Origin of the sequence: Burkholderia cepacia, from assembly GCF_001039005.1 — a bacterium.
Classification (GTDB): Bacteria; Pseudomonadota; Gammaproteobacteria; order Burkholderiales; family Burkholderiaceae; genus Burkholderia; species Burkholderia theae.
In genome coordinates, this window is the sequence record NZ_LDWR01000013.1 from 55,817 (window position 1) to 68,775 (window position 12,959).

Here is a 12,959-nt window from a genome sequence, read left to right on the forward strand (position 1 = left end):
TCACTGCGGTGCCGCGCCGCCTCCCGATGCCGGCGCCGGTGCCTGCCCCTTCAGCCGCGCGCTCAACTCCTTGAATTTCAGCCCGGCCGTCTCGTCGCCCTGCGCGGCCGCCGCCGCATAGTACGCACGCGCGATGTTCAGGTTCTGCGCGACGCCGTCGCCGCCGCGCTCGTAGAACGACGCGGTCACGTACTGCGCGGTCGGCTCGCCGGCATCGGCGGCCTGCTTGTACCACGCGAACGCCTGCCGGTTGTCGCGCGGCGTGCCGCGCCCGTCGAGGAACTGGTTCGCGAGCGACAGCTCGGCCTGCACGTGCCCCTGCTTCGCCGCCCGCAGGAACCAGCGATGCGCTTCGGCCGGATTGCGCGCGACGAACTCGCCGTCGTCGAACATCCGGCCGTACACGTACTGCGCATGCGACATGTTCGCGTCGGCCGCGCGCTTCAGCCAGCGCAGCCCTTCGTCGACGTTCGCCGTCACGCCTTCGCCCGTCAGCAGCATCATCGCGTAGTTGAATTGCGCGAGACGGTCGCCGCGCTCGGCCGCGTCGTGGAACTGCACCAGCGCCGCGCGATAGTCGCCGGCGTTGTAGTCGGCGACCGCCGATTGCGTCTCGCGCGACGGATCGGGCTTCGCTTGCGGCGCGCCCTGCGCGGCGGCCGCGATGCACACGGCCCACAGGCCGAGCATCGCGCCGATCCGCCCGCGCACCCCGGTCGCACCCTGCGCGCGGGCGCCGCATGCACCATCACCACCGTTCATGACCGTACCTCCTGCAGCGCCTGCCGCGTCGCGCGCAGCAACCAGCTCACGTCGGCCGACAGCGTGATCATCCGGTAGCCGGCCTCGCGGTACTGGCGCGCGCCCGCCGTATCGCCCGCAAAAATGCCGACCGCGACGCCGGCCTGCTTGCCGGCCGCGAGCACGCGCGCCATCGCGGTTTCGACATCCGGGTGGCGGATGTCGCCGAGATGCCCGAGGCTCGCCGCGAGATCGGCCGGGCCGATAAACAGGCAGTCGACGCCGGGCATTGCCGCGATCCGCTCGACTTCGTCGACGCCGCGCGCCGATTCGATCTGCACGATCACCGCGACCTGCGCATTGGCCGACTGCAGGTAATCGCGGCGCATGCCGAACGCCGCCGCGCGCACCATGCCCGCGACGCCGCGCAGCCCGTCCGGCGAATCGGGCGACGGATAGCGCGTGAGCCGCACCGCGTGCGCGGCATCGTCGGGCGTCTCGATGCACGGAAACATCAGCGTGCGCGCGCCGGCGTCGAGCGCGCGCTTCACGAGCCACGGCTCGCGCGCCGGCACGCGCACGACGGGCTCGCTCGGCAGGTGCGCGGCAGCGATCGCACGCAGTTGCGACGCAACATCACGGCTGTCGTTCGGCGCGTGCTCCATGTCGATGCAGAGCCAGTCGTAGCCGGCATGCGCGAGCGCTTCCGCGGCCGAGTCGCTGCCGAGCGACAGCCACAGGCCGTACAGCGGATCGTCGCCGTCGCGCAGGCGTTGTTTGAGGGAATTGGTGAGCGTGCTCATCGATACGGCCTCCTGGACGGAACGGCAATCGAACGGGACAAGCAACAGGCGAAGCGGAGCGCAACACGCCAGGCAGCAAGCACGGCGGCGCCGTACCGGGCCCTGAAACGTCAGTCGGCCGAGGGCGCCCGATCTGACAGCGCGCGGGCGCGTTTTTTCGGTGCCACGCAACGATCATAGCGCGGCGTTACGCGGAATGTGGGAACGGACGGGGAAGCAGTGCCGGCGCGGGACCCGGCCGCGGGGTGCGGTGACAGGCAGCCCGCGCCGGCTGGCGGGGCTGCCGGGAAGGCAGGATCAGCGGCCGGGCTGGCGCTCGACGTCGGCCCAGCAGTTCGGCGTTTCGTACAGGCGCACGCGCTCGAGGCGCAGGTTCACGCCATAGTGCGCGTCGTACACGTTCGCGAGGAGGTCGAACGCGATCGCCGCGAGGTTCTCGACGGTCGGGATCCGGTCGATCACGACGGTCTTGTGGTCGGCCATCTGTTCGAGGAACGAGCGCACGACGTCGTCGCGCGCATAGACCAGGAACGCGTGGTCCCACTTGCTGACGAGGTGCTCCATCGCAAGCGCCTTCACGTCGGCGAAATCCATCACCATGCCGCGGTCGGGCGCCCCCTCGGTATCGACGAGATCGCCGCGCAGCGTGATTTCGAGCACGTAGCGATGGCCGTGCAGGTTCCTGCACTGGCTGCGGTGATCGGGAATGCGGTGGCCCGCGTCGAATTCGAGTTTTCGGGTAATCAGCACGATGTCAAAAGCCGGGGCTCAGGGAATGTTCAGATATTTGTGGGTCTGCATCGACAGGCGCCACTGCGGATGACGTTTGCACCAGTCGATCGCGAGCTTCGTATTGAGGTCGCGCGACGGGCCGTCCATCGGCTGGACGAGGAAATACTCGAAGTCGAGCTTCGCGTAGTCGGCCAGCCGCTGGTTGTCCTGCGGGATCACGACCTTCAGTTCGTTGCCCTTCGTGACGACGAGCGGCGCGTCGGCTTTCGGACTCACGCAGATCCAGTCGATCGATTCGAGCACCGGCAGCGAGCCGTTGGTCTCGATCGCGATCTCGAAGCCCGCCGCATGCAGCGCGTCGACGAGCGGCTGGTCGAGCTGCAGCATCGGCTCGCCGCCCGTGCAGACGACGAAACGGTGCGCTTCGCCGTCCGGCCACAGCCCGGCAATCGTCGCGACGAGCGCTTCGGCATCCTTGAACTTGCCGCCGTTCTCGCCGTCGGTGCCGACGAAGTCCGTATCGCAGAAGCGGCACACGGCCTCCGCACGATCCTCTTCGCGGCCCGACCACAGGTTGCAGCCGGCGAACCGGCAGAACACGGCCGGCCGGCCCGCATTCGCGCCCTCGCCCTGCAACGTGTAGAAAATTTCCTTGACCGCGTAAGTCATCGTCCTTCGTCCGGCTCGCGCCGCTCGCTGTCGATCAGAATCCGTTATCCATCAAGCACTGCCGGCGCACCCGCGTCACAGCGGCGCTTCGGTCACCCGCTCGCCCTTCAGGTAGGCCTCGTAGCCGCGCTTGCGCAGCTTGCAGGCCGGGCATTCGCCGCAGCCGAAGCCCCAGTCGTGCAGTTCCGCGCGCTCGCCCACGTAGCACGTGTGCGTCTCGACGCGGATCAGTTCGACGAGCGCTTCGCCGCCGAGCTGTTCGGCGAGTTGCCACGTTTGCGCCTTGTCGAGCCACATCAACGGCGTCTCGAGCACGACGCGCGTGTCCATTCCGAGGTTCAGCGCGACCTGCAGCGCCTTCATCGTGTCGTCGCGACAGTCGGGGTAGCCCGAAAAGTCGGTCTCGCACATCCCGCCGACCAGCACGCGCAGCCCGCGGCGATAGGCGATCGCCGCGGCGATCGTCATGAACATCAGGTTGCGGCCCGGCACAAACGTGTTCGGCAAGCCGTTCGCCGTCGTCTCGATCTCGATCGTGCGCGTCATCGCGGTATCGCTGATCGCGCCGAGCACCGACAGGTCGATCATGTGATCGTCACCGAGCCGGTCCGACCAGGCGGGAAACTTGTGCTTCAGCGCTTCGCGCACGCCTTCGCGACATTCGAGCTCGACACGATGGCGCTGGCCGTAATCGAAACCGAGGGTCTCGACCGTCTGGTAGCGTTCGAGTGCCCATGCCACGCACGTGGCCGAGTCCTGCCCGCCGGAAAACAACACGAGCGCGCCGTCTTTAGCGTCTGTCCGAATCACCGTGATACTCCGTGAATGTGTAGGCTCGCGTCGCGCTGCGCCCCGGGGCCGGCTGCCGCCGGGCGGCCCGACGCGTGCCGGCCTGCGCCGGCTCGACCAGTATAGGCAGCGCGGTCGGCCGCGAACGCGGCGGAGCGCTTATACCGCCCATCGCGCGGCATCGTTGCCGCGCGTCACGGCGGCGCGTGGCTGGCGGCCTGCCGTGCGCATGAAGCGATGCGCTAAGTCATTGAGCGGGCACGGATTTTATCATGCCCCCGCGAATGCTGCCGGGCGCGCCGCGTATGACACGCAATACCCACCACAAACGAAAAACCCCAAGAACCTTCCGATTCTTGGGGTTGGAACTGCTGGTGGCCTGGGACGGAATCGAACCATCGACACGCGGATTTTCAATCCGCTGCTCTACCAACTGAGCTACCGGGCCAACGAAGAATGAAAGTATATCGAGCTTTCCCCACCTGCTCAAGCGTTTTCGCGAAAAATTTTATATCGCGCCTTCGGACGGCTTCTTGCCGAGCTCGACGCCGAGCTGCTTGAGCTTGCGATACAGGTGCGTGCGCTCGAGGCCCGTCTTCTCCGCAACGCGCGTCATGCTGCCGTTCTCGCGTGCGAGGTGATATTCGAAGTATGCGCGCTCGAACGCATCGCGCGCTTCGCGCAACGGGATGTCGAACGGGATCGCGGCCGTCTGGCCCGCGAGGCCGAGTGCCGCTGCCATGTCGTCGCCGAGCGTCGGCAGCGCCGCCGCGGACGCAACCGCCGCGGGCCCTGCCGCCTGCCCGGCACCGGCCTTCGCCGCCGCGTTGGCGGACACGGGCGCCGCGCCGCGTGCGAGACCGTGCTCGACGGACTTCAGCAGCTTCTGCAGCGCGATCGGCTTCTCGAGGAAATCGAGCGCGCCGATCTTCGTCGCCTCGACGGCCGTATCGATCGTCGCGTGCCCGGACATCATGATCACGGGCATCGTCAGCAGCCCCTGCGCCGCCCATTCCTTGAGCAACGTCACGCCGTCGGTATCGGGCATCCAGATATCGAGCAGCACGAGATCGGGCGCCTGATTCAGCCGGTATTCCCGCGCGGCCTGCGCGTTCTCCGCCGCCTCGACGACATGTCCTTCATCGCTGAGGATCTCCGAGAGCAATTCCCGGATGCCCATTTCATCATCTACCACCAGGATGGTTGCCATTTACGCTGCCTTTGTCTGCACACTTGCTTTTGTCTTAGCGGGTGTCGCCCCGCCCTGCGCGCCCGCTTCGGCGCCTGGCGCATCACTCGCCATCTGCAGGAACAGGATCGACACCTGCGCACCCTCGACGGTCTCGCCGTGCATGCGATTGCGCAGATCGATCCGCGCACCGTGCTCATCGACGATTTTCTTGACCGTGGCCAACCCGAGCCCCGTGCCCTTCGCCTTCGTCGTCACGTAAGGCTCGAACGCGCGGGTCAGGATGCGTGCCGGAAAACCGGGCCCGTTGTCGGACACGGTAAGACGTACCGCGACGCGCGTTTTGCCCTCGGCGTCGGGATCGCCATATTCTACTGTCTTGGTTTCGATCAACACACGCGGATGCGCAGCTTCCACGACCGAATCCTGCGCATTCTGCAGCAGGTTGTGAATCACCTGGCGCAGTTGCGTCGCGTCGCCGCGAATCACCGGCAGCGACGGCGCGAGCTCGGCGACGATCGGGCTCTTGCCTTCATCACCGACACCGTACAGCCCGAGCACCTCGCTCGCCAGTTCGTTCAACTGCAGGTTCGCGAGCACCGCCGGCGGCGTGCGTGCGTATTCGCGGAAATCATCGACCATCCGCTTCATCGCGGCCACCTGGTTGACGATCATCGTCGCGCCGCGCTTGAGCACATCCGCGTCGGACGGCGCGAGCTTGTCGGACAGCTTCATCTGCAGCCGTTCGGCCGACAGCTGGATCGGCGTCAGCGGATTCTTGATCTCGTGCGCGAGCCGGCGCGCGACCTCGCCCCACGCGACCGATCGCTGCGCGGAAATCACGTCGGTTATGTCGTCGAACACGACGACATAACCGGACGTCTGCGGATCGTCGGCCTGCCCCTCGACCGTCGACACGAGGCGCGCGCCGCGCACGAGCAGCGTCAGCGGTTCGGTTTCGCCCGGCATCTCGATCGCGAACTGCTGCTGCCAGTGGCCGCGATCGCCGCTGCCGCCGTCGGACGCCGCCTCGCGATCGGCGAATGCCTTGCGCACCATCGCGCCGAAACCCGCGGCAACGCCGATCCGGTCGAGCGTCGTGCCGATCAGCGCGTTGAACGGCTGCCGGAAGATCCGCTCGGCGCCGCGGTTCGCCGTCGTCAGCCGGAACTGGCGGTCGAGCACGAACACGCCGGCCGTCAGGTTCGCGAGGATGCTTTCGAGATACGTCTTCGAATGCTCGAGCGCGACGCGGTTCTTCTCGACCGCGAGCCGCGCCTCGGACAACTGGCGCGTCATCGCGTTGAACGACTGCGTGAGGAAGCCGAGCTCGTCGCGCGTCTTGATCTCGCGCTTCGGCGTGTAGTCGCCTTCCGTGATCTCCTTCGTGCCCTGCGCGAGCAGGAACAGCGGCCTTGCGAGCTGCTGGCCGAGCGCGAGCGCGAGCATCATCGCGATGAAGGTCGCGAGGAACAGCGCGAGCGTCAGCGTGCCGATGTACATCTTGCGCAGGCCCGTGCGGCCGAGCGACTTTTCCTGATACTCGCGGTACGCGCGCTGCACGGCGTCGGCGTTGTGCGCGAGCGTGGGCGGCACCGGCTGCGTGAGCTGCAGGAAGCGTTCGGCCGGCTGCAGCAGCGACGTCGACGCATCGGGAATCGGCCGCACGACGCGCAGCCGCAGCGCGCCCTTCGCGCCGTGCGCGCGCGGATCGCCGTCGACTTCGCCCTCGATCGCCGCGTACGCGCCGTGTTCGCGCGCCTGGCTCAGCATCAGCGACGTCGGCAGGTCGTCCGGAATCAGCGCCGCGAAATTGCCCGACGCCTGCGCGACGATATGCAGGTCGGGCGCCGCGCCCGAGCCGGCGCGGGTCGGCTCGACGATCGTCGCGTCCTGCACGCCGAACTGATCGCGCAGCCGCAGCAGCGTGAGCGTCGTGCCGTTCGTGTTCGCATCGACGCTCGCGAGCTGGTCGGACATCAGCCGCGCCTTGGTCTGCAGGTCGGACAGCGACGCATCGAGCATCCCGCGGCCGAGGTTCAGGCCGGCCGTCAGCGCCGTCTCGACGTTCACGTCGAACCACGACTCGATACTGCGCGACACGAACTGGTACGACACGATGTAGATGATCCCGCCCGGCACGACGCCGACGAGCGCGAAGAACACCGCGAGCTTCGCGAGCAGCCGCGTGCCGAACTTGCCCTTCCTCAGGCGCACGACGATCATCCCGATCAGCCCGAGCACCACGAGCAGGAACACGAGCGCGACGACGATGTTGGTCGCGTACAGCCACGAGTAGTAGCGATCGAAGAATTCGGTGTTCGCGCTCGCGGCCGCGAGCAGCACGAGCAGCAGCAGCGCGGTGAGCGCGACGGTCGAGACGATCACGCGAACGAGGAGGCTCTTCCCGCTGGCCGCGCGGCGCACTTTATTTAGCACGTTCGGTCACCGTGAAGTTGAAGCGCTTCCAGTCCGACCCGAGCGTCCAGTCGCGGTTGTTCACGGCGTCGACCTGGAACGGCTTCGGCATCAGCGCGGTGTCGAGCTGCATCCGCACCGATGCGTTGTAGGTTTCCCCCAAGCGCACCTGGTTGCGGTCGATCACGTGCCACGACGTGATGTGCCTGACGACCGCGAGCGCGTCCTTCAGCGACGGGAAGCCGAGCTGCAGGCCGCCGGTCGACACGCGGTACTCGCGCGTGAGCGGCTGGAACGACAGGCGCATGGTTTGCGTCACCGACACCGGCTGCTCGTCGAACCAGTACCAGCGCGCGCGGCTCAGCTCGAAGTCGGTCGTGAAATAAAGCGGGATGCCCTTGTTGACGGCATCCTCGAGGTTCGGATTCAGCTCGAAATCGAAGCGGGCGTCGAGGCTCCAGCCGCTTCCGTCGGCCTGGAGCGACGCGCGCTGCACGGCGATCGACTGGGCATGCGCCGGCCGGACGACGGCCAGGCACAGCGCCAACGCGACCATCAGGACGGCCGCGAGCCGAAGTGGAAAAAGGTGTTTGATCGTCACCGTTTCTGAAACCGCGCGTAGAAAAATCCGTCGTGATCGGTGTTCTGGTCGAGTGCGCCGGCGGCCGCCCCTCCCTGCACTCCGCCCGGCAGCAGCTGGCCGGGGGCGTCCAATCGTACCGCATCTTCACAGGCCGCTTCAAACCAGCGGGCCTGCAACTCGCCTTCTTCGGGGAAGATCGAACAGGTCACGTAAAGCAGTTCGCCGCCCGGCTTCACAAGCGGCCACAGCGCCGACAGGATGCGGCGCTGTTCCGTGACGAGCGCCGGGATATCGGCCTCGCGGCGCAGCCAGCGAATGTCGGGGTGCCGCCGCACGATACCGGAGGCCGAGCACGGCACGTCGGCCAGGATGCGGTCGAACGGGCGCCCGTCGTACCACGCGTCGGGTGCACCCGCATCGCCGACACGCACGTCCGCTTCGAGCGACAGGCGCACGAGGTTCTCGCCGATGCGCGCCGCACGCGTCGCATCGCTTTCGAGCGCGACGACTTCCGCGTCGGCCAGCTCGAGAATATGGCCGGTCTTGCCGCCGGGCGCCGCACATGCGTCGAGCACGCGCATGCCGTCGCGTGCGCCGAGCCATTCGGCCGCGAGCTGTGCGCCGGCGTCCTGCACCGACACGACACCGTCGGCAAACCCCGGGATGCGATCGACCGGCAGCGCCGACGCAAGCCGCACCGCATGCAGGCCGATCGCGGTCGCTTCGATTCCGCTCGTGCGCAGCGTGTCGAGATACGCGTCGACGCTCGCGCGGCGCGCATTCACGCGCAGCGTCAGCGGCCCCTGGCGCTCGCCGGCCACGAGGATCGCCTGCCATGCGTCGGGCCATGCGCGCTTCGCCGCGTCGACCCACCATGCGCGGTAATTCCAGCGCGCGACGGCATCGTCCTGCATCGCAGCGACGAGTGTGTCGCGCTCGCGCAGGAAACGGCGCAGCACCGCGTTGACCATCCCCTTCGCGAACGCGAATTCGCGGCGCGCGCCGATCACGGTCACGGCCTGATCGACAACCGTGAATGGCGAATACGCGGCATCGTCCACCGGGTCGAGCAGCAGTGCGAGCGCGCCGGCGAGCACCGCTTGCACGTGCGCGGGCGGCGCCTTGCTGACGAGTCGGCCGATCAGCCAGTCCGCGCTGCCGAGCCGACGCATCGTGCGGTACGCGACGTCCTGCGTCGCGCCGCGCGCGAGCGACTGTGCACCGGGCACCATCTGCGCGAACACCGTCGAGAGTGCCGCCGGCAGCGCGGTGCCGCGCCGCACCGCATCGACCGCCTGCGCGGCCGCGTCGAGTGCGAAGCCGAGCGATTCGGGCGCAAGATGCAGCGCGGACAGGCGCGCCGGGCGGCCGGAAGAAGACGGAGCGGAAGAACGGGTTCGTGTCATCGGTGCGAAATCGGCAAACGGGCGCGGCAAACAAATGCGGCAAACGGCGGGATCACGCTGGCCTCGTGGCCTCGCGATCCCAAACCGCGCATTGTAGCGTGCGACCATGCGGTCCCTTTGGCCCCTTTACCGCATGCACAAATGAAACACCCCGCAGCGCGAAGCGTGCGGGGTGGCGTGGCGGCCCCCGCGCGGCAACGGCCGCGCGGCGCGCCGAGACTTAGTCGAAGCGGCCAGTACGCGCCATCTCCATCAGGCGCGCGATGCGCTCCTCGGTGGCCGGGTGCGTCGAGAACAGGTTCTGCAGGCCGCCGCCGTGCAGCGGGTTCATGATCATCATCTGCGCGGTGGCCGGGTGTGCCTCGGCCGCCTGGAACGGGATGCCGGCCGCATAGCGATGGATCTTGTCGAGCGCGGTCGCGAGCGACTGCGGATCGCCGGAGATCTGCGCGCCGCCGCGATCGGCCTCGAACTCGCGTGCGCGCGAAATCGCCATCTGGATCAGCGCGCCGGCGATCGGTGCGAGCAGCGCGACCGCAATACCCGCGATCGGGTTGGCCGGCCGGCCGTTCTCGTCGCGCCCGCCGAAGAACATCGCGAAGTTCGCGAGTGCCGAGATCGCGCCCGCCATCGTCGCGGTGATCGTCGAGATCAGGATGTCGCGGTGCTTCACGTGCGCGAGCTCGTGCGCCATCACGCCGCGCATCTCGCGCTCCGACAGCACGCGCAGGATGCCCGTGGTCGCGGCGACTGCCGCGTGCTCGGGGTTGCGGCCCGTCGCAAACGCGTTCGGCGCATCCTCGTTGATCAGGTAGACGCGCGGCATCGGCAGGTTCGCACGCGTGGCCAGCTCGCGCACCATCCGGTAGAACTGTGGCGCCGTGTTCTCGTCGACTTCCTGCGCGTTGTACATGCGCAGCACCATCTTGTCGGAGAACCAGTACGAGAAGAAATTCATGCCGAGCGCGAACAGCAGCGCGATCGTCATGCCACGCGAACCGCCGATCATCCCGCCGATCACGATGAACAGGGCCGTGATCGCGGCCATCAGCGTCGCCGTTTTGACCCAATTGAACATACCCACTCCTTATCCGTCAGGGGACCCGCCGCGCATCAAAGGGCGCGACGGAAAATTGTAAGCGATTTGTTAGATAAGGTCTTGCCGGAAAAATTCAATCTCAGCGTTGTGATGTTGCAAGACGCAGGCCGAGACCGACGAAAGCGCTGCCAACCGTGCGATCGAGCCACTTCTTGACGCCCGGCTTGCCGGAAAAGCGCTGCGTGACGCTGCCCGCGACCCAGGCGACCAGACTGGTCCAGACCGTGCTCATCGCGACGAACACCGCGCCGAGGGTCAGGAATGCCCATGCCTTGTGCGGGCTGTCGGCCGACACGAACTGCGGGAAGAACGACACGAAGAACAGCACGACCTTCGGGTTCAGCACGTTCGTCCAGAAGCCCTGCATGAACAGCTGGCGCAGCGGCTTCGCGGCCGCGGCCTGCGCGGCGTCGGTGCCCGACGGCGCGGCGGCCTGCTTCGTGACGATCATGCGCACGCCGAGGTAGATCAGGTAGGCGGCGCCGACCAGCTTGATCACCGTGAACGCGGCAGCCGACGCCGCGAGCAGCGCGGTCAGGCCGAATGCGCACGCGAGCGCATGAACGCAGCAGCCGGCCGAAATGCCGAACGCCGACATCAGCCCCGCGCCGCGGCCCTGCGCGACGCTGCGGCCGACGATGTAGGCGGTATCGGGGCCGGGCGTGACGTTCAGCAGGAAAACCGCGAGCACGAAGAAGCCGAAATGGGTGATGCCGAACATGAAAACCTCGAAACCGGAAAGCGCAGGGAAATTCTACGCGCGCCTGCCGCGCCGCGCGACTCGGCCGTCCGGCCAATTGCGCACGGCTGGCCGGTCGTGTCGAATGACGGTCAGGCCCCGTCAGGCAACGCGAAACGCTGGCCCGCGGCGAGCGGCGAGCCGGCCAGGAATTCGCGTGCGGGCAACCGCTTGCCGCCCGGCTTCTGCAGTTGGGTCACGCGCAGCGCGCCGCTGCCGCACGCGACGATCACGCCTTCCGGCGCGGCTTCGACGATCGTACCGGGCGCCGCGTCACCGTGCGCCGCCACGGGCTCGGCCGCCCACAGCTTGATTGCCGCGCCGTCGAGCGTCGCGACGCCGCCCGGGAACGGATCGAACGCACGCACCTGGCGCGCGAGCACGTCGGCCGGCTTGCGCCAGTCGAGCGCCGCTTCATGCTTGCCGATCTTTTCCGCATAGGTCACGCCGTCGGCCGGCTGCGGCGTCGCCGGCAGCTTGCCGTCGCGCTCGAGCTGCACGAGCGCGTCGACGATCAGCCGCGCGCCTTCGGCGGCGACGCGGTCGTGCAGGGTCGCGGTCGTGTCGTCGGGCGCGATCGCGATACGCGCCTCCTCGATCATCGCGCCGGTGTCGAGGCCGATGTCCATCTGCATCAGCGTGACGCCCGTCTCGGCGTCACCCGCCTCGATCGCGCGGTGGATCGGCGCGGCGCCGCGCCAGCGCGGCAACAGCGACGCATGGATGTTGATGCAGCCGTCGCGCGGAATGTCGAGCACTTCCTGCGGCAGCAGTAGGCCGTACGCGGCGACCACCATCACGTCGTGCGGGGTCGCGCGCAGCAGCTCGATCGCGTCGGCCGCCTCCGCCGGGTACTTGCCCGCGCGGCGCAGCGATGGCGGCTGCGCGACGGGCATCCCGTGCTCGACCGCGTAGCGCTTGACGGCGCTCGCCTGCAGTTTCATCCCGCGCCCGGCAGGGCGGTCGGGCTGGGTGAGCACGAGCGGCACCGGAAAACCGGCCTCGTGGATCGCGGCAAGAGCAGCCGCGGCAAATTCCGGCGTGCCGGCAAAAATCACGCGCAACGTATGGGTCATGACAGCGTTCGGGATCGGGCAGGGCGAACGCGCATTACATCGCGCGTTCGAGTTTCTTCATCTTCGTCTTGATGCGCGTCTGCTTGAGCGGCGACAGGTATTCGACGAACACGCGCCCCATCAGGTGATCCATCTCGTGCTGGACGCACACGGCGAGCAGGCCCTCGCAGTCGAGCTCGAAAGCCTCGCCCTGCTCGTTGAGCGCGCGCACGCGCACGTGGTCGGGGCGCTCGACTTCGTCGTAAATGCCGGGCACCGACAGGCAGCCTTCTTCATAGATCTGCTTCTCGTCGCTCGACCACACGATCTCGGGGTTGATGAACGCGCGCAGCTCGTTCTTCTCCTCGGAAACGTCGATCACGATCACACGCTCGTGCACGTCGACCTGCGTGGCCGCGAGGCCGATGCCGGGCGCCGCGTACATGGTTTCGGCCATGTCGGCGACGAGCTTGCGGATCCGGTCGTCGACCTTGTCGACGGGCTTGGCGACCTTGTGCAGCCGCTTGTCGGGGTAATGAAGAATATTGAGCAAAGCCATGGTGTTCGGTATTCGGTGGAGCGGCGTGCCGCATCAGCCATCCGGCCGGCTGGCGCCGCTGCCGGGATGCAATGAAGATGAGGCGGATGCGTGGCGTATCAATGCCGCGGATCTCGCCTCCTGCAATTGGCCGGGCGCCTGCGCGCGCGGCCCTGTCGAGTATTTCGGATGATGAAA

Annotated in this window: 14 protein-coding genes and 1 tRNA gene; 1 reads left to right on the forward strand and 14 read right to left on the reverse strand. The window is 67.7% G+C overall.

All coding sequences use genetic code 11. The features are described 5' to 3' along the window. The 14 genes from VL15_RS08035 to def form a co-directional block, all read right to left on the reverse strand. Nucleotides 1–762 carry a tetratricopeptide repeat protein gene (locus tag VL15_RS08035; protein ID WP_048244686.1) on the reverse strand — a complete coding sequence of 254 codons (762 nt, stop codon included), beginning with the start codon at nucleotides 760–762 and terminating at the stop codon, nucleotides 1–3. Then, nucleotides 759–1,544 (reverse strand): HpcH/HpaI aldolase family protein, encoded by a 786-nt coding sequence (locus tag VL15_RS08040; protein ID WP_048244688.1) that lies wholly within the window; start codon nucleotides 1,542–1,544, stop codon nucleotides 759–761. Before VL15_RS08040 ends, VL15_RS08035 begins: the two co-directional genes overlap by 4 nt. A gap of 297 nt (nucleotides 1,545–1,841) precedes the next feature. After that, a complete protein-coding gene (gene queD, locus VL15_RS08045) occupies nucleotides 1,842–2,294 on the reverse strand; it encodes a 6-carboxytetrahydropterin synthase QueD (protein ID WP_006477472.1) in 453 nt (150 codons plus the stop codon). 18 nt (nucleotides 2,295–2,312) lie between these two features. Continuing rightward, entirely contained in the window at nucleotides 2,313–2,945 is a 633-nt protein-coding gene (gene queE, locus VL15_RS08050) for a 7-carboxy-7-deazaguanine synthase (protein ID WP_048244690.1), read from the reverse strand. Between the two features lie 75 nt (nucleotides 2,946–3,020). Next, nucleotides 3,021–3,755, reverse strand: a complete 735-nt coding sequence (queC, locus tag VL15_RS08055) for a 7-cyano-7-deazaguanine synthase QueC (RefSeq protein WP_048244692.1) — start codon at nucleotides 3,753–3,755, stop codon at nucleotides 3,021–3,023. Between the two features lie 351 nt (nucleotides 3,756–4,106). Continuing rightward, nucleotides 4,107–4,182: transfer RNA gene (locus VL15_RS08060), tRNA-Phe, on the reverse strand. 60 nt (nucleotides 4,183–4,242) lie between these two features. Next, nucleotides 4,243–4,944 (reverse strand): response regulator transcription factor EsaR, encoded by a 702-nt coding sequence (gene esaR, locus VL15_RS08065; RefSeq protein ID WP_048244693.1) that lies wholly within the window; start codon nucleotides 4,942–4,944, stop codon nucleotides 4,243–4,245. Beyond that, on the reverse strand, nucleotides 4,945–7,362 hold the full coding sequence (gene esaS, locus VL15_RS08070; protein WP_048244695.1) for a sensor histidine kinase EsaS: 2,418 nt from the start codon (nucleotides 7,360–7,362) through the stop codon (nucleotides 4,945–4,947). Further along, a complete protein-coding gene (locus tag VL15_RS08075; RefSeq protein ID WP_048244696.1) occupies nucleotides 7,352–7,942 on the reverse strand; it encodes a DUF4390 domain-containing protein in 591 nt (196 codons plus the stop codon). The genes esaS and VL15_RS08075 overlap by 11 nt, the downstream gene beginning before the upstream one ends. Beyond that, nucleotides 7,939–9,330 carry a 16S rRNA (cytosine(967)-C(5))-methyltransferase RsmB gene (gene rsmB, locus VL15_RS08080; RefSeq protein WP_048244782.1) on the reverse strand — a complete coding sequence of 464 codons (1,392 nt, stop codon included), beginning with the start codon at nucleotides 9,328–9,330 and terminating at the stop codon, nucleotides 7,939–7,941. Before rsmB ends, VL15_RS08075 begins: the two co-directional genes overlap by 4 nt. Nucleotides 9,331–9,550: 220 nt before the next feature. Then, entirely contained in the window at nucleotides 9,551–10,408 is an 858-nt protein-coding gene (gene htpX / locus VL15_RS08085; RefSeq protein ID WP_048244699.1) for a zinc metalloprotease HtpX, read from the reverse strand. Between the two features lie 100 nt (nucleotides 10,409–10,508). Then, on the reverse strand, nucleotides 10,509–11,150 hold the full coding sequence (locus VL15_RS08090) for a LysE family translocator (protein WP_048244701.1): 642 nt from the start codon (nucleotides 11,148–11,150) through the stop codon (nucleotides 10,509–10,511). 110 nt (nucleotides 11,151–11,260) lie between these two features. Then, nucleotides 11,261–12,244: a methionyl-tRNA formyltransferase gene (gene fmt / locus VL15_RS08095; RefSeq protein ID WP_048244703.1), complete on the reverse strand. Its 984-nt coding sequence runs from the start codon at nucleotides 12,242–12,244 to the stop codon at nucleotides 11,261–11,263. Between the two features lie 34 nt (nucleotides 12,245–12,278). Next, a complete protein-coding gene (def, locus tag VL15_RS08100) occupies nucleotides 12,279–12,782 on the reverse strand; it encodes a peptide deformylase (protein ID WP_048244704.1) in 504 nt (167 codons plus the stop codon). Between def and VL15_RS43110 the strand changes: the two genes are divergently transcribed. Then, nucleotides 12,781–12,954 (forward strand): hypothetical protein, encoded by a 174-nt coding sequence (locus VL15_RS43110; protein WP_226800059.1) that lies wholly within the window; start codon nucleotides 12,781–12,783, stop codon nucleotides 12,952–12,954. The genes def and VL15_RS43110 overlap by 2 nt on opposite strands. Nucleotides 12,955–12,959: the final 5 nt, after the last annotated feature.